Annotated in this window: 16 protein-coding genes; 9 read left to right on the top strand and 7 right to left on the bottom strand. The window is 66.2% G+C overall.

The features are described from left to right. Positions 1-32 precede the first annotated feature (32 nt). Positions 33-449 (top strand): hypothetical protein, encoded by a 417-nt coding sequence (locus ACODSU_RS06555; protein ID WP_488840963.1) that lies wholly within the window; start codon positions 33-35, stop codon positions 447-449. Between the two features lie 35 nt (positions 450-484). Here the strand turns inward: ACODSU_RS06555 and ACODSU_RS06560 are convergent, their stop codons facing one another. The 3 genes from ACODSU_RS06560 to pcp all read right to left on the bottom strand — a co-directional run bounded on the left by ACODSU_RS06560 (position 485) and on the right by pcp (position 3,963). Continuing rightward, a complete protein-coding gene (locus ACODSU_RS06560; RefSeq protein WP_488840965.1) occupies positions 485-2,185 on the bottom strand; it encodes a sensor domain-containing diguanylate cyclase in 1,701 nt (566 codons plus the stop codon). Further along, the gene (locus tag ACODSU_RS06565) at positions 2,182-3,171 is read right to left on the bottom strand and encodes a delta(1)-pyrroline-2-carboxylate reductase family protein (RefSeq protein ID WP_476017068.1); all 990 of its coding nucleotides are present in this window, start codon (positions 3,169-3,171) and stop codon (positions 2,182-2,184) included. Before ACODSU_RS06565 ends, ACODSU_RS06560 begins: the two co-directional genes overlap by 4 nt. A 117-nt stretch (positions 3,172-3,288) precedes the next feature. Next, a complete protein-coding gene (gene pcp / locus ACODSU_RS06570; RefSeq protein WP_488840968.1) occupies positions 3,289-3,963 on the bottom strand; it encodes a pyroglutamyl-peptidase I in 675 nt (224 codons plus the stop codon). Between the two features lie 122 nt (positions 3,964-4,085). On the opposite strand from pcp, the gene ypfJ reads away from it, so the two are divergent. The 3 genes from ypfJ (at position 4,086) to ACODSU_RS06585 (ending at position 7,742) form a co-directional block, all read left to right on the top strand. Continuing rightward, positions 4,086-4,970 carry a KPN_02809 family neutral zinc metallopeptidase gene (gene ypfJ, locus ACODSU_RS06575; protein ID WP_110959519.1) on the top strand — a complete coding sequence of 295 codons (885 nt, stop codon included), beginning with the start codon at positions 4,086-4,088 and terminating at the stop codon, positions 4,968-4,970. Positions 4,971-5,003: 33 nt separating this feature from the next. Further along, a complete protein-coding gene (locus ACODSU_RS06580; protein ID WP_488840970.1) occupies positions 5,004-7,193 on the top strand; it encodes a cyclic nucleotide-binding domain-containing protein in 2,190 nt (729 codons plus the stop codon). A 126-nt stretch (positions 7,194-7,319) separates the two neighbouring features. Beyond that, entirely contained in the window at positions 7,320-7,742 is a 423-nt protein-coding gene (locus ACODSU_RS06585) for a group II truncated hemoglobin (RefSeq protein WP_110959517.1), read from the top strand. Between the two features lie 107 nt (positions 7,743-7,849). Here ACODSU_RS06585 and ACODSU_RS06590 read toward each other — a convergent pair whose 3' ends face one another. Beyond that, positions 7,850-13,852 carry an Ig-like domain-containing protein gene (locus tag ACODSU_RS06590; RefSeq protein ID WP_488840972.1) on the bottom strand — a complete coding sequence of 2,001 codons (6,003 nt, stop codon included), beginning with the start codon at positions 13,850-13,852 and terminating at the stop codon, positions 7,850-7,852. A 66-nt stretch (positions 13,853-13,918) separates the two neighbouring features. Next, positions 13,919-14,770: a sulfotransferase family protein gene (locus ACODSU_RS06595; protein ID WP_488840974.1), complete on the bottom strand. Its 852-nt coding sequence runs from the start codon at positions 14,768-14,770 to the stop codon at positions 13,919-13,921. A gap of 314 nt (positions 14,771-15,084) precedes the next feature. On the opposite strand from ACODSU_RS06595, the gene ACODSU_RS06600 reads away from it, so the two are divergent. The 5 genes from ACODSU_RS06600 (at position 15,085) to ACODSU_RS06620 (ending at position 19,786) form a co-directional block, all read left to right on the top strand. Next, entirely contained in the window at positions 15,085-15,678 is a 594-nt protein-coding gene (locus ACODSU_RS06600) for a LemA family protein (RefSeq protein ID WP_015012900.1), read from the top strand. Between the two features lie 19 nt (positions 15,679-15,697). Further along, entirely contained in the window at positions 15,698-16,789 is a 1,092-nt protein-coding gene (locus tag ACODSU_RS06605; RefSeq protein ID WP_488840976.1) for a M48 family metalloprotease, read from the top strand. A 41-nt stretch (positions 16,790-16,830) separates the two neighbouring features. After that, positions 16,831-17,304 carry a RidA family protein gene (locus ACODSU_RS06610; protein ID WP_422849629.1) on the top strand — a complete coding sequence of 158 codons (474 nt, stop codon included), beginning with the start codon at positions 16,831-16,833 and terminating at the stop codon, positions 17,302-17,304. A gap of 28 nt (positions 17,305-17,332) precedes the next feature. Further along, on the top strand, positions 17,333-17,599 hold the full coding sequence (locus ACODSU_RS06615) for a DUF7661 family protein (protein ID WP_422848947.1): 267 nt from the start codon (positions 17,333-17,335) through the stop codon (positions 17,597-17,599). 120 nt (positions 17,600-17,719) lie between these two features. Next, positions 17,720-19,786: a bifunctional 2',3'-cyclic-nucleotide 2'-phosphodiesterase/3'-nucleotidase gene (locus tag ACODSU_RS06620; RefSeq protein WP_488840978.1), complete on the top strand. Its 2,067-nt coding sequence runs from the start codon at positions 17,720-17,722 to the stop codon at positions 19,784-19,786. 137 nt (positions 19,787-19,923) lie between these two features. Here ACODSU_RS06620 and ACODSU_RS06625 read toward each other — a convergent pair whose 3' ends face one another. Together ACODSU_RS06625 and radC are read right to left on the bottom strand one after the other, a co-directional pair. Then, positions 19,924-20,670 carry a Smr/MutS family protein gene (locus ACODSU_RS06625; protein WP_369750498.1) on the bottom strand — a complete coding sequence of 249 codons (747 nt, stop codon included), beginning with the start codon at positions 20,668-20,670 and terminating at the stop codon, positions 19,924-19,926. Positions 20,671-20,855: 185 nt separating this feature from the next. Next, positions 20,856-21,569 (bottom strand): RadC family protein, encoded by a 714-nt coding sequence (radC, locus tag ACODSU_RS06630; protein WP_056641656.1) that lies wholly within the window; start codon positions 21,567-21,569, stop codon positions 20,856-20,858. Positions 21,570-21,638 lie beyond the last annotated feature (69 nt).

Below are 21,638 nucleotides of genomic sequence, written 5' to 3' on the forward strand. Positions count from 1 at the left end.
CCCCGGGAGATGGGGGCTGATGGAGTCTCACCATGCTGATGTCCGCTGTCGCCTCAAGTTTTTTCTTTGCGCCCGTCCGTGCCCTGGCACCTGCGCAGGGCGCTGCGGTCGCCGCCAAAGCCAAAACGCCAGCCGCTTCGCCGGTGGCCTCTGCGTTTCAGCCGGCTGATACGGCGCGGGACGCGGCAGACGCGGACTGTCACGCCCACCACGCCCACACCAACACCTATTGGCCTTGTGAACTCCTTAACGACTTCGTGCTGCGCATGGCCGCGCAAGGCCATTGCGTGAACATGTCGATGATGCTGGGCCACCGGCCTTACGCGCTGGAGCGGCTGGCGCTGGCAGCCCAGGGGCCGGATGCCAGCTTGCAGGAACTGGCGGCCCAGCTGCGGCCGTACTTCGATGCACCGGTGCTGGAGGCCGGGGCAGTATCCAGCGGGCACTGACAGGGTGCTTGTTCTCGGAAGGCTCTGACGCCGGCTCAAGCTTCCACACAAACCCGGTTGCGTCCCTGCCCTTTGGCCTCGTAGAGCGCTGCGTCGCCTCTTCGCAGCATGGCGGCACCGTTGTCTTCCGCGCCGCGCATCGTGGCGACGCCCGCGCTGACGGTGATCGTCCCCACCACCGGGTCCTGCTGCTCCGCCATGGCCGTGACCAGGGCTAGTGCAATCGATTGGGCGCCGTTCAGGTCGGTGTCGGGCAACAGCGCCACAAACTCCTCACCCCCTAGCCGGGCCACCACGTCCGAGCCCCGCAGGCGGGACTCCAGCGTGCGCGCCAGGCGCCGCAGCACCTCGTCCCCCGCCTCGTGTCCGTAGGTGTCGTTCACCCGCTTGAAGTGGTCCACGTCCACGGTGATCAGGCTCAACGGACGGCTGCTGCGCCGCGCCAGCGCCACGGCAAAGGCCATTTGTGTCTCGAAGCCACGCCGGTTTAGCAGGCCGGTCAGGGCGTCAGTGCGCGCCTGCAGGTCCAGGGCGCGGTTGGCGGCTTCCAGTTCCAGCGTGCGCAGCCGCACCTTTTCTTCCATGGCTTCACGGGCGGCCAGCAAGTGGTGCGTCATGCGGCCCAGAGACTGCGAGAGCTGCTGCACTTCGCGGCTGCTCTGCATGGCCGGGATATCACTGCCTGGGCGGCCCGCCTCCACCCCGCTGGCGGCATCGGCCAGCGCATACAGGTCCACGCTCAGGCGCCGCGCGGCCAGCCAGGCCAGGGCCGAGGCGAACAGAGCGGCAACCAGACCGATGGCGAGCGCCAGCTGCACGGTGTCGTCGGCCTCGGCAAAAGCCAGCTCCACGGGTTGGCGCGCCACGATGCGCCAGCCCAGGTCGCTGGCGGCATTGCGTGGTTGCAGCTGCGTGGCTGCGGTCAGGTAGCGTTTGCCGTCCTGCCACCGTGCCACGGTGGTCTGCGTGCTGCCGCCGTCGCGGTTGTTGTTGATCTGAATGCCCTCGGGCAGCCGCTGCCCGGCGGCCCGCATCACCTCGGTCCGCCCGCCGGGGGCAAAGATCAGGGTGCCTTGCCGGTCAAAGATGAACAGTTCCAGCGCGCTCTCGTCAGACGAAGCGGGCGTGAGGCTTTCGAGCACCTCGCGGGTCCATTGCCAGCTGCCGTGGATGGCGAATACGCCCACGGTGGTGGGGCCGATGCGGATGGGGGCGGCAAAGTCCACAAAACGGTGCGGCTCGCCCGTCGCGGTGGGAGGCAGCAGGGATTCGAGCAACTGTGCTGCATGCACGTCGCCCACATGCACTCCTTGCAGGCCGTGCTGAAACCAGGGGCGCTGCGCCACGCTCTGCCCCACCAGCAGGCCGTTCGTGGCATTGCGCACCACGCCTTGCGCGTCGGCCACGCCAATCCACACATTGGTGGGTTGCATGGCCTGGCTGCGAGCCAGCATGTGTTGCGCTTCGGCAGAGTCGAGCCCCTTGGACCAGACCACTTCGGCACTGGCCATCACCTCGGCCTCCAGGCTGCGCTGCATGAGGCCCAGGGCCAAGAGCTTGCCGGCGTTTTCGGCCACCACCTGCAACGAGTTGCCTGCATCGCGCTGGATGCGGTGCTTGAGCAGTTCGCCAAACCCCAGCGACAACAACACCGACAGGCCCACCACCAGAGTGCCAAATACCAGCGCGATCTGCATGCGCAGGCTGTGGTCTGAAAAGCGGGTGATGAACATCATGCAGGCGTTGCGGTCACGGAGTCCATCGCTGCCAGGGCCGGGCTGGCATGGCGCAATGCCAGCCGGGCGGCTGCCAGGTCCCAGCCGGCCCAGCCGCAGCTTTTGAACAGCACCGGGCCCGGTGGGTGCTTCAGCGCCGCATTGCGGTGGTCACGCACCACATCGCCCAGTGTGGGGAGAGCGGCCACATCCAGGCCCGCCTGCAGCAGATCGCCCGCCTCGTGCAGCGCATCGCTGGTGTCCACCACGATGCGTCCGTGCTGCGCGATGTGCTGGCACAGGCCTGGGGCCAGCTCCACCATGACGGGCGTGAAGGCGCCCACCGCTGCGATGAACGTTTCGGGCTGGGGAACGGCGCTGAGCACCACGGCCTTGCCGGTGGTGCAGGTGGCGATCAGCGGGCAATGAGGCATGGCGGCATCGGCGTCGGGCACCACCCGAGCCTGGGCGCCCAGCGCTTGCACTTGCGCCGCGAGGGCCTCGGCGCTGGCGCGGCTGCGGGAGGCAATCCACACCTCGCGCACGCCGAGGCCGTGGATGAAGGCCTCGGCGTGCGCCAGGCCCTGCACCCCTGCGCCTACGATGAGCAAAGGCCCTTGTGGCACCTGCGCCAGCCGCTGGGCGGCCAGCAGCGACGCTGCGGCGGTGCGCCGTGCGGTGACGGTGGGACCATGAAGCACCAGCCGGCGCTCGCCCGTGGCGATGTCAAACACCACCACATCGCCCTGGATCGACGGGCGCCCGGTGCCTGCATTGCCCGGGGTCAGGGTGATGAGCTTGGTCATGGCCACCGCCTGATCCGTGGCGGGCATCACAAACAGGCTGCCGCCTTGTGCCAGCGGCAGCACGGCCCGCTGGGGTACCACCACGCTGTTGTCCTGGAGCATAGCGGCTATTTCATCGGCCAGTGCGGACCAGGGCAAGCGCTCGGCGGTGGCGGCCGCGTCCAGCAGGCCAGAGGATGCGAAAGAGGGGACAAAAGGCATGCGCGGACTTTACACAGCGTGCAGGCGGCCTGGGAGCGGAGAACCCCTCACCGACGCCGGGTACGGGACCACAGGGCAGGGCGGTCTCGGCTCAGGGTGGCTGTACGCAGTACTTCATCAATGCGTGGCCCCTGCCTGCAGCGCAATGTCCTGCGGGGCCAGCACCGCCGCCCAGAGGGCCGCATGGATGCCGCGCACCATGTCGCGCAGGGGCAGATGGGGCTCGCCCTGGCCGCTGAGCCAGGGCACATGCACAAAGCCGCCACGCGCTCCCTGGGGGGCAGCGCCCTGCGCCAGCAAGTGCATCAGCCCGTACAGCACATGGTTGCAGACAAAGGTGCCTGCGGTCTGCGATACCTCGCAGGGCACGCCTGCCCGCTGCACGCCACGCAGCATGGCCTTGATGGGCAGGCTGGCAAAGTAGGCGGCGGGCCCGCCGGCCTGCACCGGGGTGTCGATGGGTTGGGCGCCGCAGTTGTCGGGGATGCGCGCATCGTTGATGTTGATGCCAATGCGCTCGATGGACAGCGCTGCCCGCCCGCCGGCCAGGCCCAGGCACATCGTGATGGCGGGCTGGTGTTCCTGCAGCAGCGACTGCAGCCGCTGCAACGACTGCCCGAACACCGTGGGCAACTGTGCCGCCACCACCTGGTGCCATCCAATGCGCTGGCCGTGCAGCGCTTGCGCTATGAGCCAGCTGGGGTTGTTTGCGCCGCCGCCAAACGGGTCAAAACCAGTCAGCAGGATGGCCGGGCCGGCCTGGGGCGTACTGTGGGGAGTGTCAGGGGCCATGGATGTCATGAAAGGCGGGCTGAAGCGGGGTGGAACACATCGTAAATCGTCCACGCCGGGGCCGTCCCGGCGCGTAACATGCAGGCTTGGTCGCCCCGCCGTGAGGGCGCTGGAGAGATGCAATGAGATGGGAAGGCAATCGCGAGTCCGACAATGTGGAAGACCGCCGCGATGACGGAGGTGGCGGCGGATCGCCGGTTTTCGGGGGGCGCAGCATCGGTATCGGCACCATCGTGATCGCGCTGGTGGGTGGCTGGGTGCTGGGCATCAACCCTTTGACCATCCTGGGGTTGCTCAGCGGTGGCGGCCCGGCGCCCCAGGTCCAGACACAGCCCCATACCCCTGCCCACAGGCCTCCGGCCGATGACACCATGGCACGTTTCGTGTCCACGGTGCTCGCGGACACGGAGGATGTGTGGGGCGAGTTGTTCCGCCAGGGCGGCGGTCGCTACCAGGACCCGCGGCTGGTGTTGTTCCGGGGCGCCACGCCCACCGCCTGTGGCACGGGCCAGGCCGCCATGGGCCCGTTCTATTGCCCGGCTGACCAGAAGGTCTACATCGACCTCGGCTTTTACGAAACCCTCAAGACCCGGTTGGGAGCCCCCGGCGACTTTGCCCAGGCCTACGTGATTGCCCACGAGGTGGGCCACCATGTGCAGAACCAGCTCGGCATCAGCGCCAAGGTGGACCAGATGCGGGGCCGTGTGAGCAAGGTCGAATACAACGCGCTGTCCGTGCGGCTGGAACTGCAGGCCGACTGCTTTGCGGGGGTCTGGGCCCACCACGCCCAGAAGGCCCGGCAGATCCTGGAGCAGGGCGATGTGGAAGAAGCCATGAACGCCGCCGCCAAGATTGGCGACGATGCACTGCAGCGGGCCAACGGCGGCGCCGTGGTGCCCGAGAGCTTCACGCACGGCACCAGCGCCCAGCGGCAGCGCTGGTTCAACAGCGGCCTGCAAAGCGGCAGTGTCAAGACCTGCGACACCTTTGCAGCGCGCAGCCTGTAGGCGCGCAATGCCCGGGGCTTGCTAGACACCTCCATGCCACCGACCGCACCCGTGACTGCCGCGCTGCAACGCCGTACCGGGCCTTCGGCGGGTGCTGAGGTCGGGCCGTCAGCGCCGCAGCCCTCGGGCGCCGCAGCGGCGTGGTCGGCGGCGGCGGTCACCGTGCCCCATGCCGTGGGGCTGGGGCTGCTGGCATTTGCCCCGCTGGCGGGTGAGCATTCTCTGGCCGCGCTGGCGTTGTGGTCGGCCGCGTTACCCGGCCTGCTGCTGACCTTGGCGACGCCCCGCGCCGGGGTGGTGTATGCACCGACCACGGTGGTGGCGTTGCTGTTTGCTGCCGTGCTGGCAACCGCCCACGGCGCGGCCCCCAGCCTGGGCCTGAGCGCGCGCCAGGTACTGGCGGTCAGCGGTGCCACGGTGGCTTTGGCCTTTGTGTTCCAGTGGCTGTTGGGGGTGTTGCGGCTGGCGTCGGTGGCGCGGTTTCTTCCCATCTCGGTCACCCACGGGTTTGCAGCCGGTGTGGGCTTGTCGATGGTGGTAGGCCAGGTGCGCAATGGTTTTGGCGCGGGGGCTGATGCGTTGTGGGACGCCCGCACCGGCTGGCACCTGCTGGCGGCTCTGGCCGTGGTGGTGCTGGCCTGGGGGCTGCGCCGGCGCTGGCCCCGCATGCCGGGGCTGCTGTCGGCGGTGGCCGTGGTGGCACTGGCCGTGGCGCTGGCAGGGGTATGGGGCGTGGGGCTGGGCAGCGTGTTCGTGCCAGCCGCGCCGCCCAGCGTGTTTGCCTGGCCCATGTTGCCCGACTGGACGGGCATTCCCTGGATGGCCCTGGCCCGGCAGCAGGGCTCGGCCCTGGTGGTGTTGGCAGTGCTGATGGCGCTGGTCAACAGCCTGGAGATTCTGGTGTTCAACCAGGAGCTGGAGCTGGACCACGGCCTGCGTGGCAACGCCAACCTGGCCTTGCGCCGCGAGAGCCTGCTGGGTGCACTGTGCGGGCTCGTGGGCATGATTCCGGCGTCCACCAGCGCCTCGCGTTCGCGCATCGTGCTGGCGCAGGCGGGAGCCTCGCGCGAAGCCCCGCGCTGGCACGCCGCCATCATGCTGGGGGTGGCGGTCACTGGCGCGTGGTGGCTGCACTGGGTGCCCATGGCCTGTCTGGCAGGGGGGCTGGTGCTGGCGGGGCTGATGCAGGTGCCGGGGCTCATGTGGTCGCTGGGCTACGCCCGCCGGTCGCGGGTGACCTGGGCGCAAAGCTGGCTGGTGGCGCTGGTGTTTGCCGTGATGGGGGGCGTGGGGGCGCTGGTGGCTGGCCTGGTGGTGGCCACGTTTGTGCTGCTGCACGACTCTGCCGCCACGGTGCTGCGCCACGTGCGTCTGGATGGCGAGCTGCGCTCGCGGCGCTTGCGCCGTGCCGGGTCGGACAGCTGGCTGACGCCGCGCATGAACCAGGTGGCCGTGTTTGAGCTGCAAGGCGTGATGTCTTTTGGGGTGGCCGCCCATCTGGCCGAGCAGGTGCGCATGCTGCTCCTACCGCGCCATCGCTGGGTCATTCTGGACGCGGGCCGTGTGCCCGCGTGGGACAGCACGGCAATGGCCCAACTGCGGGCGCTGGTGCGTGACCTGGACCAGCAGGGCATCGCCGCAGCCGTGGCAGCCTTGGACCCCATGGCCGCCGAGCATGCCGGAGAGCATGTGCGCGCCTTTGCCGACCTGGACCGGGCGCTGGAATGGGCCGAGGTGGGCATCCTGTCCCAGCGGCCCATCGAGCAGCGCCCCGTGCACCCCGAGCGGGATGTGCTGGGCGAGGTGGGCGAGGGCGTGCCCAAGGCCGCGGCCGAGGCCTTGCAGGCGCTGCTGGTGCCGCAGGCCGTTGCACCCCATGGTGTGGTGTTCCATGCGGGCGATACGGACCATGACCTTCTCGTGGTCAAGTCCGGCCACATCACGTTGGTGACCCAATGGCCGCCCGACAAGGGCTTGCGCCTGGCCACCGTCGGTCCGGGCATGGCGTTTGGCGAGATGGCCTTCCTCAACGGTGCGGCCCGCAGTGCCTGCGCGGGCGCCGAACGTGGCCCGGCGCACCTGGTGCGGTTGTCGCGCGCGCATTTCGACGCCTGGGCCCGGCAGTATCCTGAGGCGGCCCTCACGGTGATGAACAACCTGGCCCAGATCGGCGCCCGGCGCCTGGCGGTGACCACGCGGCAGCTGCGGGCGGTGCTGGAGTAACGGGGCACAGGGCAACGGGTGTCGATGTGTGGTTGTCCCACACGCGCTGCAGGCGCATGACAAGGCCCGGATTTCTATAATCCAAGGCTTCCCGACACCGCCTGGCAACCTCTTTTTGCCAACCCCATGGAATCCACCCCCTCGTCCTCCGCCGCAGAGGCCCCCGTGGCCACCACCCCTTTTGAATGGATCGGCGGCGAAGAACGCGTACGCGCCCTGACCGAGCGCTTCTACGACCTGATGGACCTGGAGCCCGGTTACGCCGAGCTGCGTGCCGCCCATGGCAGCGATCTGGGCCAGGCCCGGCAAAAGCTGTTCATGTTTCTGTGCGGCTGGCTGGGCGGGCCGTCGTACTACACCGACCAGTTTGGCCACCCCCGCCTGCGTGCGCGCCACATGCCGTTTGCCATCGGCATCAAGGAGCGCGACCAGTGGGTGGCCTGCATGGACCAGGCCATGGGCGAGACCGGCGTGCCCACCGACCTGCGCGTGCGGCTGAAGGAAAGCTTCATGGGCACGGCCGACTGGATGCGCAACAAAGGGGTGTAGCCAGCCTAGGGCAGTGCCTAGTCGCCGCCAGTTGCAGAACTCGGCAGCCATCCCAAGGAATGCGGCGTGCTTATCAATCGCAGCCGCTAGCTCCAGCCGACGGCTCCTTAACCCAGCACGTCAGGTGAAACCCCCGGCGTACTTCCTACGATGGATACAGCTAAACCGTCGCTTGGCACAAACCGGTCGTGATACTCGGCGCTAGCACCAGTCGCGAGCGTCATAAACTGCGCCAGATCGCCTATCGCTGGGTATTGGCCCTCCCAGTAGGCTGCACCTGCTGCTTTGGGCTCACGATTGAGCAACCCCAAGAACAACAAATCCACTGCCACCTTGCTCGACATGACCGCTTTGGCCTCTGCAGATTGAGCGACTCCGTACAGCACTTGTGCACGGTCCATCGCCCCGCTCTCCAGTTGCTGTAACCACCCCGCCTTGCCAGCAGCATCGGGCATGCGGTGGAGCGCATTTTTGTATAGGAAGTCCACGAAAGCGCTGTTGTCCAGCCCAGCGTACTGCTGCACAAATTCTGGAGAGTTCAGAAAGGCTCGTCCAATTTCGAGGACGCTAGTCCCCTCGTTGGCTTGCCCCAACCAGTAGTTGTAGCCACACATCTTCGGACTTCGGTCCAGCACGGTGTGAAACAGACGCAGAACAGCGCCTGCATGGTTATCCAACTCTTGGCTGCTAAGTACTTGGGCAAGCGCTTGTGTCTTGTTCACACTGCCTTGGCTGATGCTCTGAGCCAATTGCGTAGCCTGGCTGTCTCCATAGCCCTCGCGCCCGTAAAGATCGCGCCATAGCTGGTTGACCCATTGGCCGTTGTTTCCAAATACGTTGTTGTCTTTGACATTGACGTTGGTGCCAGCGGCCAGCTCGATAGCATCCGGCACCTGGTCTTTGTCAGTGTCGTTGCGAAATGGGTCATATGGGCACTCTGGTGTGACCTGCACCAATTTGCCAGGGGCTCCGGGGTCTGTGATGATGCCGTCGGCTTTGCCGTCGGCGTCAAACTTGCCGCCGTCCTGGATGGCAAAGTCCAATCGGGTCTTGCCGTTTTCTACAACGACCTTGCCGCCGTTTTCTGGACTGGCCAGGTTGATCCAGGTGCCGCTGGCGTCTTGCTTGTAGTAGCCGTTGATGTCCAGGCTACCGTCCACGTAGAAGCTGAAGTTTTCAGTGCCCCCGGGGGTGTCAATCTTGGCTGTGAAGCTCAGCAAGCCCAGCGGAGCACTGAATCCTGCGGGTAAATCGGCGGGGGCATCTTTCTGGCTGATGCTGGTGATTTGCGCTGTGCCCGTGTCTGGATCGATCTGCCCGTCTTTGCTGTCAGCCACCAGTGTCACGGGGGTTTTGGGGGCGCCAGGGTTGCTGCTGACGCTGTCCGTCTGGCGGAAGTTCAGCGAGGTGACTTCTGCTTGTGTACTGTCCTTGATGCCGTCTCCGTTGCCATCGCCAGCTATCACTGTGCCGCCGTCGCTGCGGGGAATGCCCGGCACGCTGTCTTCCTCAGCGGCATCTACGCCATCTCCATCCCCAGGTGGTGGCGGGGGAGGAGGAGGCTCCGCAGCCTCCGTGGTGAAGTTGTAGGTAGTTTCGTTGGCGACTGCGACGACGGCGTTACCAGCGAGATCCTTCAGGGCATTGGAGTCCCAGGTCACGTAATACGCGGTGGAGTTCTGCAGCGCTGCAGTCGGTTGAATCACTAGCTTGCCACTGCCGTTAAGACTGATCGTGGCTGCCACCAAGGTATCGGTGTTCACATCCTTGAGGTACACCTTGGTACTGTCGATTGACGCAAGGGCCTCGCTAAAGGACAGCACCAAGCTGCCGCTCACGGGTACAGCGCTGGCGTCGTCAGCAGGCGCGCTGCCGGTTGTGGGGTTGAAGGTGGGCGCCGTGACATCCAGGACGTAGGCCTTGCTGGTGGACGCACCGGTGTTTCCCGCAGCGTCCTTTACGCGCGCCTGCAAGGTGTCGCTACCTGCCAGGGTCTGCCCTGCGAGACTCCATGTGGAGCTACCTACCGTGGCCGCAGCCACGGCCCAGGTAGAACCATTGTCCAATGACACCTCTACCGATTCACCCACCACCAGCGCGGCGCTCAGCGTGCCCGAGATGGTCTGCGCCGCCTGGTTGGTCACCAGATCGATGGCGCTGGCGCCGTTATCAGCGCTGAAGGCGAAACCACTGGCCGTGGTCGAGGGCCCCAGGGTGTCGAAACTGAGCGCGGGCGTAGTGCCAGCCCCACCCGCATTACCCGCCATATCGGTGTAAGACGCTGCAGTCACGGTGATGCTGGCGGTACCTCCGTTGGTGTTTGCGTCGGGGGTGAAGGTGGCGGTGCGCGTCGCGCCTGTGCCTGAGATGGCGCTCAAGGTGCCGCCAGTGACCACCACATCGCCGCTGTTGCCGTCCCAGGTGAAAGTGCTGCCGGGGTCTTCGCTGAAGTCGAAGGTGATGGTGGCTGTTTCGCCGGTCTTGATGGCGCTGACGTTGCTGGTGATCGCCAAAGTGGGCGCCGTGGTGTCAATGACGACCGTGCTTGCGTCGGAATAAGTGCTGGTATTGCCCGCCGCATCGGTCGCGTTAATTTGAAGTTGATGGGTGCCTTGCGCCAAGCCCGTCACGTTCAAACTCCAACTACCGTCAGCGTTGGCGACAGTGTTGGTGAGCCCACCATCCAGACTGGAGCGGGCGTGCACCGTTGCATTGGCCTCCACCGAGCCGGCCGCACCTTGCAGAGTCAGGCTGGTGAGATTGGTGATGCCATCGGAGTTGCTTTGACCCATATCCGACGCTGTAGCCAGCACCGGAGCAGCGGGCTTGCTGGGGGGATTGGCGTCCACGGTCACCGTCAGCCCGGCAGACGCACTGCTGACGTTGCCCGCCGCGTCGGTGGCCTTGGCGCTCAAGGTATGGGTGCCGGAAGCCAATGGGCTGCCGGTGATGGACCAGTTGCCTGAGCCATCGGCCGTTGCGGTGCCCAGCACGGTCATGCCGTCGGTGTCGTACAACGTGACGGTAGCCCCCGCTTCTGCGGTCCCCGTGATCGTGGGTGTGGTGAGCTTGGTGAGGTTGTCTGAGCTGGACAGGCCCGTATCGCTGGCGGTGGCCAGGTCGGGAGCCGAGGGGGCGGCAGGGGCCAGCGTATCGAAGGTCAGCGCTGGCGTGACGCCTGCGCCTCCGCTATTGCCAGCGGAATCGGTGTACGCGCCAGATGCCACCGTGATGCTGGCGGTGCCGCCGTTGGTGTTGGCCGACGGGGTGAACGTGGCCGTGCGAATGAGGCCCGTGCCGCTGAGGGCGCTCAGCGTACCGCCGCTGACGACGACATCGCCTGTCGAGCCGTCCCACGAGAACGACGCGCCAGGGTCTTCGCTGAAGTCGAAGGTGATGGTGGCCGTTTCGCCGATCTTCAACGTCGACACATTGCTGGTGATGGTCAGCGCGGGCGCAGCAGTGTCAATGGTCACGGACAAGCCCGCCGAAGCCGCACCCACATTGCCTGCCGCATCCGTGGCCTTGGCCGTCACGGTGTGCGTGCCCTGCGACAAGGGGATGCTGGTGATCGTCCAGACGCCGCCTGTGGCAACGGCGCTGCCCAGTGCGGTCATGCCATCTGCATACAGCGTGACGGTACTTCCCGTCTCTGCGGTGCCGGTGAAGGTCGGCGTGGTGTCGTTGGTGATGTTGTCGGTGCTGGACACGCCGCTGTCGCTGGCGGAGACCAAGTCTGGCGCGCTGGGCGCTGCGGGCGCGGTGTTATCGATGGTGTAGGACTGCCCGCTAAAGCCGCCGGTGATGGCATTGCCAGCCACGTCGGCAATGCCGGTGCCCACATTGTTCAGGTCCAGCCGCAGGGTGCCGTCACCCGTGATGCCGTTCACTGTCACCGTGTAGGTGCTGCCGCTGCCGCTGACCGCAGCGATGGAGCCCGAAGCGCCCGCACTTATCAGAGTGAAGTCGCCTGCGTTCACACCGGTCACCGATTCGGAAAAGGTGACGGTGTAATCCACGCTGCTAGCGTTGGTGGTGGCAACCCCCACCCGGTTGATTGAGCTGACCGATGGCGCCACCGCATCCACCAGCACCCCGGTGGTACTGGCAAAAGGAATGCCGGTGGTTGGGGCGTTGTTGTTGCCACTGTCTAGGATGGTGCCGCCGTTCAGGCTGATGCTGGTGGCGGCCGCGATGCCATTGGCGTCCAGATTGCCTGCGGCCACGGTGTAGCGGAAGGTCAGGGCGTTGGTGGTACTGCCCCCGATGTAAGCCGCTTGCACCGTGCCGCCGGTGTCCAGCGCGAGGGTGATGAAGGGCGTACCGCCTGTCGTGTTGACGATCACGGCCTCGTTGTAGTTGACCGTGAAGTCCAGGTTATGGCCGGCCTTATAGGTGCCGTTGGCCGGAACGGCGGCGCTGGTGATGGTCGGGGGAACGTCGTAATTTGTGTTCAGGCTGCCGATATTTGCAATCAGCGCGACGGCTGAGGGCTTCACGCCCGGAGATCCCGCTCCGTCTTCCAAGCCCCCATTGCCACTTTCGCCCACATTACCCGTCATCGCTGCGTAGTTGGCACTGGTGATATTGAATGTGCCCGCGTTATAGACACCACCTACGCCAAGACCTCCGGCACCTCCATCGAAATTTCCAGGAGGACTTGGCAGCGACCCCGAATCCGTTCCGCTGCCCCCGCCGCCGCCACCGCCCGCGCCCACATTGTTGGTAATGGCCGAACTGCCGATGACAGTTATGGTTGCTGAAAAGTTGTTGAAAATGCCGCCGACGGCCATGCCACCGGCCTTGCCAATGGCGTCCCAGCCTGAGCCGCCGCCGCCGCCACCAACACGGAGCGCCCCGCTGACCGCCGTTGCCCCGCTACCCCCGTTCGAGTAACCAAAGGTTCCGTAACCGCCAGCACCTCCGCTTGCGCCGCCCCCTTTTCCAGCCATATTGACGCCGTCATAGCTCCCGCCACGTCCTCCAAGGCCGCTGCTCCCCGCGACACCTGCGTAATAGTCGTCGCCATTGCCCGCATCTCCGCCCTTTGCGCCTGTGCCTTGACCAGTGCCACTGATGAGGGGGCCGCCACCCCCACCGCCGCCACCTACGTACTGGCCTGTCACACCCCCTCCGCCACCGCCTCCGGCAGCGCCGTTGGCGGTCACGCTGGTGTTAAGGATGGTCAGCGTGCCTGCATTGAAAATACCCGCGCCCAATGCGTTGCCACCATTGGCGCTAGGGAACTCGCCGCCCCCTCGGCCGCCGACACCCGAGAGCGAACCATGGGTAATCACCAGTCCATCAAGCATGGCGGTGGTGCCCGAGGTGATCTCAAGTACCCGGCCTATGTACTGTCCATCCAGCGTGACATCGGCGGTGCCGTCGTTGTCCCAATCGCCATCAATGGTCAGGTTCTTGTTCAGGATGAGCAGCGAGTCGGAGTTAACCTCAGCCTTCGTGCTGAGGCCGATGGTCATCGAGGCGTTGAAGGTAATGATGTCCCCGCTGACTGCATCGCTGATGGCCTGGCGCAGCGTGCCAGCGCCGCTGTCGGCGTTGCTGGTCACCGTCAAGGTGGCCAGGCCATGCTGGTACGCCACTTCTCCCTGCGCAGACAGCACGGCGGCCTGTTCGATGCTCCCCGTCGAAATCTCCAGCTCCCAATCGCCCCCCGCCCCCGTGCGGTCATCACTCGCAGCGACATCCGCCCCCGTGAGTGCAACCAAGTTGCTGACGAACTGCGCGCCCTCGCTGCCTTCAGCCGTATTGCATGCGTAGATCAGCAGGTCGCCATCTTCCGTCAGGCCTCGGCCCAGCGCGGCCAGCAGGGCCTGCACCTCGGGCTGCTGCAAGGTGGTGTTGTCCAGAAAGCGGCTACCCAGCCACAGTTGCCCGGCGCTGCCGTGGGCGATGACCTGCACGGCAGCCACGTCACCCCGTTCACCCAGCGCGGCGGCCATTTGCGCCAGGCCGTCCTGCCCGGCTTGCAGAAACACCACCTCGGTTCCGGGGTCCAGCCCTTGCAGCAGGGTGGCGGCGTCTTGCACGCGGCTGTCGACGAAGACGATGCTGCGGGCGGGGCTGGCGGTGGGGGCAATGTCGGTCATGGCAGTCTTCCTTGGGATTATTTGAGTGTTTTTGGCCTCTGGCGCTTATGCAGCAAGCGCGAGCAGCTATGATTTTTGATGGTTCTTGGCGGTGATGACGTTGGCGCGGCTGCGGCTGCCGTCCTGCCAGAACGAGAGCTGGCTGTACTGCTCGAACAGGTCGGGCGGCAGGATGGTCTGGCGCGGCTCCAGCGCCACCCGGGCGCGCACCTTGTGCAGGCCGTGCAGGCCCAGGGCTTCGTCGAAGTCGGGGGCGTCGTATTTCACCTGCTCGAAGTTGTGCGCGTATTCGGGCTCGCCCAGAAACTGGTAAATCAGCGGCAGCACCTTCTGCGGCGCCTGGGCCAGCAGGTCGTAGTCCACCACCAGCAGTGATTCGGCGTGCTCGCCATAAAAGGCCTCTTTGAGCGCCGTCCAAGGGTAGCCCACCATGCGGTTGCGCTGGGCCAGGGTGTCCACCCGGCTGTAAACGGTGTTGCGCTCGGTGTCGTCGCCAAACAGGCGGGTGACTTCGTAGGGGTTGGCGCGGTAGCGGCGCTCAATGCTGTCCATCACCCAGGCCACGTTGCGCACACAGGCAATGAGCTTGGCGCCGGGGAACAGGTCCATGAGCGCGGGCATCTGCGCACTCCACATGCGGTTGGTGTCAAAGATGACTTCCTTGCTGGATGCCTGGTCTGCGTAGTAGCTGTCAAACAGGCCGCGTGCCAGGCGCCTGCGCTGCTCGGTGGTGACCACGGGGCCAAACTCGCTGCCGGCTCCGAGCTGGTTGAGCATGCCCCTGAAAAGGCCACCTACTGGACTGGTCATGCCTGCATGAAAGCGCGGGTTTTGCAGCAGCAAGGCGGACAGCAGGGTAGAGCCCGATCGAGGCAGGCCGGTGATGAAGTGCAGCCGAGGGGGAGATGGATTTGTCATGAAAGATTCAAAACCCGAGGGCAGCAACCGCTATCTGCAGCAGATGCGGGGCCACTGCTTGGCTCAGGCGATGCGGAAAAACCGGGCCACCCGCTTCGCGGCAATGGGTGCCCAGCGGGCCATCAATGGGGAAAGAAGACGAAGACAGTTAATAAGCAAACATAGTTTTTAACCAATGTCGAAACGCTTGTCACGCATTGTTTTTCAGTGCGCGCCGACCGAATAAGAAATGCAGGTCACACGCCGAGAGCGGGGCATTTTGGGGCCTAGCATCTAAGATGCTTCCTCCAACAAATATAGATAGGAGGTGGGGTATGTCGGCAACTGCATGGGTCGTGGTCGTTGTGTTGGTCGCGGTGGGGTTGTGGGCTGTGGCGGTCTACAACCGGCTGGTGCAGTTGCGTAACCGCATTGCCAACGCGTTTGGCCAGATCGACGTGCAGCTCAAGCGCCGTTATGACCTGATCCCCAACCTGGTAGAGGTAGCGCGTGGCTATCTGGCGCACGAGGCCGCCACGCTGGAGGCCGTCATCAAGGCCCGCAGCCAGGCGCAGGGCGCGGCTGCGGCGGTGCGTGCCGCACCGCAAAGCGCCAGCGCCATGGGCGCGCTGGCGGCGGCCGAAGGCGTACTCGGCGGCAGCTTGGGCCGCCTGATGGTGGTGGCCGAGAGCTACCCTGAACTCAAGGCCGACGCCACCATGCAGTCGCTGTCCGAAGAAATCACCAGCACCGAAAACCGCCTAGGGTTTGCGCGCCAGGCCTACAACGACCAGGCGCTGGAGTTCAACGATGCGGCGGCGCAGTTCCCGGACCTCATCGTCGCGCGCCTGCTGGGTTTTGCGCCCGCGCCCATGCTGGCGTCCACGCAGTCCGACGAAGAGCGCGCCGCGCCCCGGGTGAAGTTCTGACCCTTCCACTGCCACATCCATGAAGTTCTGGGATCACCAGCACAACGCGCGCAGCGAGACGCGCCGCCTGCTGCTGGGTTTTGCCTTCGCTGTGGTCGTTCTGGTGGCGGCCGTGCATGCGGCCCTGGCGCTGGCCTGGTGGCTGATGGTGGCGGTGCTGCCCGTGCACTTGCCCTTCCCACAAGGTTTTCTGGCCGCCAATGTGGGGGTCTCGCTGATGCTGGTGCTGGGCGGCTGGTGGGTGGAGACGTCCAACTTGCGCGCAGGCGGTGTCAAGCTGGCGCAACGTGTGGGCGCGCGCGAGTTGCGCCCGTCGCTGTCGCACGCCGAGCAGCGGCTGTCCAACATCGTGGACGAGCTGTGCATTGCCGCGCACATGGATCGCCCGCAGATCATGGTCATGCCGCGCACCGATGCCATTAACGCGTTCGCTGCCGGGTGGGACGAGAGCGACGCCGTCATTGCCGTGACGCAGGGTGCCCTGGACTACCTCACCCGCGAAGAGATGCAGGGCATGGTGGCGCACGAGCTGAGCCATCTGCACGAGGGCGACACGCGCCTGAAGATGCGCCTGGCGGGCATGGTGTTCGGGCTGGAGCTGGTCTACAACTTTGGCGACACGATGCGCGAGCGCCGGGGCCTGGCCTGGTGGTTCGGTTCGGCCATCATGGTGGCGGGCTTTGCAGGCTGGCTCACCGGCCGCATGCTCAAGGCCGCCGTATCGCGACAGCGCGAATACCTGGCCGACGCACGCGCGGTGCAATGGACCCGCAGCCGCGATGGCCTGGGTGGCGTGCTCCGCAAGGTCATGGCCCAGCGCCGCGACACCCCGGCCGGGTATGCCGAGAACCCCGTCCACACCGGCCTGGCCCACCCGGCCGTGCAGCACATGCTGCTGGTGGACGTACCCGGCCGCAGCCGCATGGAGCGCTGGCTGGATACCCACCCCACGCTCGACGACCGCGTGCAGCGCGTGTATGGCCGCCGCATGCAGCCCTTGCCCGCCGTGCCGGTGCCTGCAGGGCATGAATCGGCGCGGCGTGACGAGGGTGGGGCGGCCGGCACCGGGTCTATCGCCTCGCTGGTAGACCCTTTTGCGCGCTTCATGTAGCCCGCAGCGAAGACGGCAGTTTTTTCAGGAGACCCATGTCCATGTCACGCGATGCGCGATTTGAGGAACAGGCCCAGGCACTGGGCTACCGCTTTGATGGCGAGATCAAGATTGGTGGCAACTACGTCCCGCTGGTGCGTGACGGCCACCACATCTACCTGAGCGGGCAGATCCCGCGCGTGGGCGACACGGTGGTCGTCACGGGCGCGGCGGGGGCCGATGCCTCGCTGGCCGATGCGCAAAAGGCCGCCAAGGTTTGCGCGATGCGGGCGCTGGCGCTGCTGCAGCGCGCCGTGGGTTCGCTGGATGCCGTGCAGTCCATCCTGCGCATCACCGTGTATGTGCAGTCGGCGCCCACGTTCACGCAGCAAAGTGAGGTGGCCGATGGCGCGTCGGAGGTGCTGTTTGCCGTGCTGGGAGAGGCCGGCGCCCACACCCGCACGTCGGTCGGAGTGCTGCAGCTACCCAAGAACGCAACGGTGGAGGTGGACTTGATCGCCTCGGTGCGAACCTGACGGCTCCCTCGCGTCTGGACAAACTCCTATGACTGCTGCTGAACCAATCCCCACACCTGCTCAACAGCCGGAAGCCCATGGGTACCCGCGCTTCAATGTGTTCGGCCGCATCGTCGAAGTGCGCCGCGAAGGCGCGCTATGGCAGGCCTACCGCGTGGGCGCTGACGGCAAGCGCACGCCCTCGGGCTTTGTCATCCCCGACTTTGTCGAAGAGCATGAACTCGTGCAGTTTCTGGAAGACCTGTTCCACGAGAGTGCTTCACCCCACAACGGCGACGTGCACCGCATCGATTGAGCCGCCACGAGGCCCGCTGACTGCCGCGTGCGGCGAGGGTGTTGCATCGACGTTGCCACGTCACACCGCTGTCAAACCCGGCCCAGACACTCGGTCCCTTGTTTCCAACAGGGACTGTTCATGTCTGAACGCATTCTGGGTTTTCTGATTTCCCCTTCGCAGGTTTCACGCCGTGTCGCCGCACTGGGTGTGGTGGCGCTGGCTGCGTCGCTGGCCGCCTGCGGTGGCAGCAGCGACAACGCCAGCAGCAACGCGGGCGCCACAGCCACGCTGGCTGTGCTGGAGACCACCGACCTGCACTTCAATGTGCGCAGCTACGACTACTTCAAGCTGGCTGAAGACAAGAGCTACGGCTTTGAGCGCACCGCCACGCTGGTACGCGCTGCCCGCAAGGAGTTTGCCAACACGCTGCTGGTGGACAACGGCGACACCATTCAGGGCACCGCGCTGGCCGACTACGAGGCCACCATCAGCCCCATCCCTTGCACGCAGCAGCTGTCCATGTACAAGGCCATGGGCGCGCTGGGCTTTGATGCGGGCACGCTGGGCAACCACGAGTTCAACTACGGCCTGCCCTTCCTGAACCAGGTGCTGGGCGGTGGGTTGGATGTGGATGGGGTCGATGCCACCAAGAAATGCGCGGGCGCGGGCTACCCCGCCGTGCTGGCCAACGTGTACAGCAACAAGACCAAGAAGCCGCTGGTGCAGCCTTACACGTTGCTGGAACGCACGCTGGTGGCCAAGGGCACCGATGGCAAGGAGGTGAAGCTGCCGATCAGGATCGGCGTGATCGGCTTCACCACCCCCGGCATCATGAACTGGGACAAGCGCTACCTCGAAGGCAAGGTCTACACGGAAGGCGCCGTGGAATCCGCCAACAAGTACGTGCCCGAGCTGCGCGCCAAGGGCGCCGACATTGTGGTGGCGCTGTTGCACGGCGGGCTCGACAGTGCCGCCTACTCGGCCACCATGGAGAACCCGGGCTTGTACCTGTCCAAGGTGGCGGGCATTGATGCCATGGTGATGGGCCACCAGCACGGCGTGTTCCCCGACACCGCAGCCACCCCCAGCTTCAACCTGCCGGGCGTGGACCACAAGGCGGGCACCGTGAACGGCGTGCCCGCCGTGATGGCCAGCTCGTGGGGCAAGGCCCTGGGTGTGGTGCAGCTGGCGCTGCAGTGGGACGGCAGCAAGTGGATGGTCAACAAGTCCGCCAGCAAGAGCGAGCTGCGCAACATCCAGAGCAAGAATGCCGCTGGCGCCACGGTGACTGTGGATGCCGACCCCGCCATCGCCCCGCTGATAGAGACCCAGCACCGAGCTGCGATCCAGTATGTGAAGACACCGATCGGCCAGACTGACTTCCGCATGAGCACGCTGTTTGCTGATGTGGGTGACCCCGGCGCGATCCAGATCGTGAACCAGGCACAGCAGGCCTATGTGGCGGCTTACATCAAGGCCAGCCTGCCGCAGTACGCTGCGTTGCCCGTGCTGTCGGTGAGCGCGCCGTTCAAGAGCGGCTTCCAGGGCGGGGCCGACTACACCGACGTGGCCGTGGGCCCGCTGGCCATCAACAACGCGGCCGACCTGTACCTGTACCCCAACACGGTGTACGCGGTGAAGGTGAACGGCGCGGACATCAAGAACTGGCTCGAAGCCGCTGCCAAGCGCTTCAACCAGATCGACCCGGCCAAGACCACCGAGCAGCAGCTCATCAGCACTTTCCCGGGCTACAACTTCGACATGTTCACCACGGCGGACATGCAGTACGAGATCGACGTGACCCAGCCCGTGGGCAGCCGCATCAAGAACCTGACCTACCTGGGCAAACCCATCGAGGGGGCGCAGGAGTTTGTGATCGCCACCAACAACTACCGCGCCACCAGCGGCAAGAGCTTTATCGACAAGCTGGACGGCTCGGGCACCATCTGGGCCTCGCCCGATGCGAACCGCGACGTGGTGATCGACTACATCCGCAAGAACCCGGCGGTGACCCGCGCTGCCAATGGCGCGGCCAAGAGCTGGCGCTTTGCCAAGGCCACAGTGGCGGGGCCGGTGGTGTTCAGCTCAGGCGCCAATGCGCTCAGCGTGGCCCAGGCAGCCGGGCTGGGCAACGTGTCGCTGCTGGCGGCCGATGATGGCTCGGGCAAGGGCACGTCGAAGTACGGCGTGGACTTGTCCAAGTAGTCGTCCCCCTGCCGTTGTGGGTGCCGTGGCGGTGCGTGCGTTTGCAGCGCCGCCACGGTGCGGTCTGTTGTAGAGCATTGATTTGCTCTGTTTTTGATAGCTGCAAGCGCATATGGATCTAGCGCTTGCGGCTATTTTTATGAATTTTTGCGCAACACGGGTTGCAGCAGCACCACCAGGGCGCCCGCGCCGCCATCCATGGGCCGCGCCTGCACGAAGGCCAGCACCTCGTTCTTCTGCACCAGCCAGCGCTGTACGCGGCCCTTGAGCACAGGGCTTTTGCCGGGCGAGCCCAGTCCCTTGCCATGCACCACGCGCACGCAGCGCAGGCCGATCTTGTGCGCCTGGCGGATGAATTCACCCAGCGCCTCGCGCGCGTCGTCCACACGCAGGCCGTGCAAGTCCAGGTGGCGCTGAATGCTCCAGTGGCCGGAGCGCAGGCGGCGCGTCACCTCTACCCCGATGCCCGGGCGGCGAAAGCTGAGCTGGTCGTCGGTGTCCAGCAGGGTGCTCACGTCGAAGTCGTCGCTGATGGATTCGAGCAGCACCCGCTCCTCGTCCAGCCAGTGCTGCACCGGCAGCGGCGGCGGCAGGTGGCGCCGCAGCCGCGCCACATTGGGGTTGCGCAGCGGGGTGACAGGGCCCACGCTGCGGCTGAAGAGGTAGCGCTCGGCCTCGGCCCGTGCTGCCGCTTCGCGTCGGGCTTTGTCTTCGGCCTCGCGGCGCTCCTGCTCCTCGCGCAGGCGGCGGGCCACGGTGGCCAGGTCCTGCAGCTGGGTGATGCGCTCACCCGCACGGCGCGGGGCCGGAGGGGCTCGGCGGCGGGGTGGTGAGGGGCTCGCTGCGGCTGTGGGCCCGGCGGGGGCCTGGCGCAGCGGGCGCATCGCTGCCTTGGCGGCTGCCTTTTTGTCAGCCAGGCCTGCGCGCCGGGCGGACCGGGGTGCGCTGGGGGCCGGGGCGGCGGCTGTGGCTTCCACCGGGGGCGCCTTGCCGGGAACAGCGCGCGCAGCACGCGCCAGCGCGGCTTGCAGGGCCGTGGGCGGCTGGGCGGGTGTGGGGGCTGGGGCGGTCACACCAGGCCTTTTTCAGCCATCGACAGCGCCTGGCCCGGTGCCACGATCACATGGTCGAGCACGCGCACGTCCACGAGGGCCAGCGTGGTCTTCAGGGTCTGGGTCAGCGCCTCATCCGCACGGCTGGGTTGTACGCTGCCGCTCGGGTGGTTGTGGGCCAGCACCACGGCGGCGGCCTGGTGGTGCAGGGCGCGCAGCACCACCTCGCGCGGGTACACGCTGGTCTGCGTGAGCGTGCCGCGAAACAGCTCCTCCAGTGCCAGCAGGCGGTTTTGCGCATCGAGAAACAGCACCGCAAACACCTCGTGCCCCTTGGCGGCCAGGTGCAGTTGCAGGTAGTGCTTGACGGTGTCGGGGGAGTCGAACACCTCGCGCTCGCGCAGTTGCTGGGCCAGGGCGCGGCGGGCCAGCTCCAGCACGGCCACCAGCTCGGCGCGTTTGGCGGGGCCCAGGCCTTTGATCCGCTCCAGGTCGGCCGCGCTGGTGTGCAGCAGCCCGGCAATGCCGCCAAAGCCGCCAGTGACGGCGCCCGTGTCCGGGTCGATACCGGGCGGGTCCAGCAGCTCCTGCGCCATCTGCAGCACGCCTTTGCCCACGATGCCGGTGCGCAGCAGGATGGCCAGCAGCTCGGCATCGGCCAGTGCAGCGGGGCCGCGTGCCAGCAGTTTTTCGCGGGGCTGGGCGTCGGCGGGCAGGTCTTTAAGGGGCATGGCGCAGGGTCTTTGACACCCGTCAGGGGCCGACGGGCGTAGGGCTTTGCCCGGTTTTCTACAATCGTG

The organism is Acidovorax sp. FG48 (genome assembly GCF_057809085.1).

Excerpts from the sequence above, each read along its gene's own strand:
- ACODSU_RS06555 (WP_488840963.1), top strand. The coding sequence starts at position 33 with ATGCTGATGTCCGCTGTCGCCTCAAGTTTTTTCTTTGCGCCCGTCCGT.
- ACODSU_RS06560 (WP_488840965.1), bottom strand. The coding sequence starts at position 2,185 with ATGATGTTCATCACCCGCTTTTCAGACCACAGCCTGCGCATGCAGATC.
- ACODSU_RS06565 (WP_476017068.1), bottom strand. The coding sequence starts at position 3,171 with ATGCCTTTTGTCCCCTCTTTCGCATCCTCTGGCCTGCTGGACGCGGCC.
- pcp (WP_488840968.1), bottom strand. The coding sequence starts at position 3,963 with ATGGCCCCTGACACTCCCCACAGTACGCCCCAGGCCGGCCCGGCCATC.
- ypfJ (WP_110959519.1), top strand. The coding sequence starts at position 4,086 with ATGAGATGGGAAGGCAATCGCGAGTCCGACAATGTGGAAGACCGCCGC.
- ACODSU_RS06580 (WP_488840970.1), top strand. The coding sequence starts at position 5,004 with ATGCCACCGACCGCACCCGTGACTGCCGCGCTGCAACGCCGTACCGGG.
- ACODSU_RS06585 (WP_110959517.1), top strand. The coding sequence starts at position 7,320 with ATGGAATCCACCCCCTCGTCCTCCGCCGCAGAGGCCCCCGTGGCCACC.
- ACODSU_RS06590 (WP_488840972.1), bottom strand. The coding sequence starts at position 13,852 with ATGACCGACATTGCCCCCACCGCCAGCCCCGCCCGCAGCATCGTCTTC.
- ACODSU_RS06595 (WP_488840974.1), bottom strand. The coding sequence starts at position 14,770 with ATGACAAATCCATCTCCCCCTCGGCTGCACTTCATCACCGGCCTGCCT.
- ACODSU_RS06600 (WP_015012900.1), top strand. The coding sequence starts at position 15,085 with ATGTCGGCAACTGCATGGGTCGTGGTCGTTGTGTTGGTCGCGGTGGGG.
- ACODSU_RS06605 (WP_488840976.1), top strand. The coding sequence starts at position 15,698 with ATGAAGTTCTGGGATCACCAGCACAACGCGCGCAGCGAGACGCGCCGC.
- ACODSU_RS06610 (WP_422849629.1), top strand. The coding sequence starts at position 16,831 with ATGTCACGCGATGCGCGATTTGAGGAACAGGCCCAGGCACTGGGCTAC.
- ACODSU_RS06615 (WP_422848947.1), top strand. The coding sequence starts at position 17,333 with ATGACTGCTGCTGAACCAATCCCCACACCTGCTCAACAGCCGGAAGCC.
- ACODSU_RS06620 (WP_488840978.1), top strand. The coding sequence starts at position 17,720 with ATGTCTGAACGCATTCTGGGTTTTCTGATTTCCCCTTCGCAGGTTTCA.
- ACODSU_RS06625 (WP_369750498.1), bottom strand. The coding sequence starts at position 20,670 with ATGCGCCCGCTGCGCCAGGCCCCCGCCGGGCCCACAGCCGCAGCGAGC.
- radC (WP_056641656.1), bottom strand. The coding sequence starts at position 21,569 with ATGCCCCTTAAAGACCTGCCCGCCGACGCCCAGCCCCGCGAAAAACTG.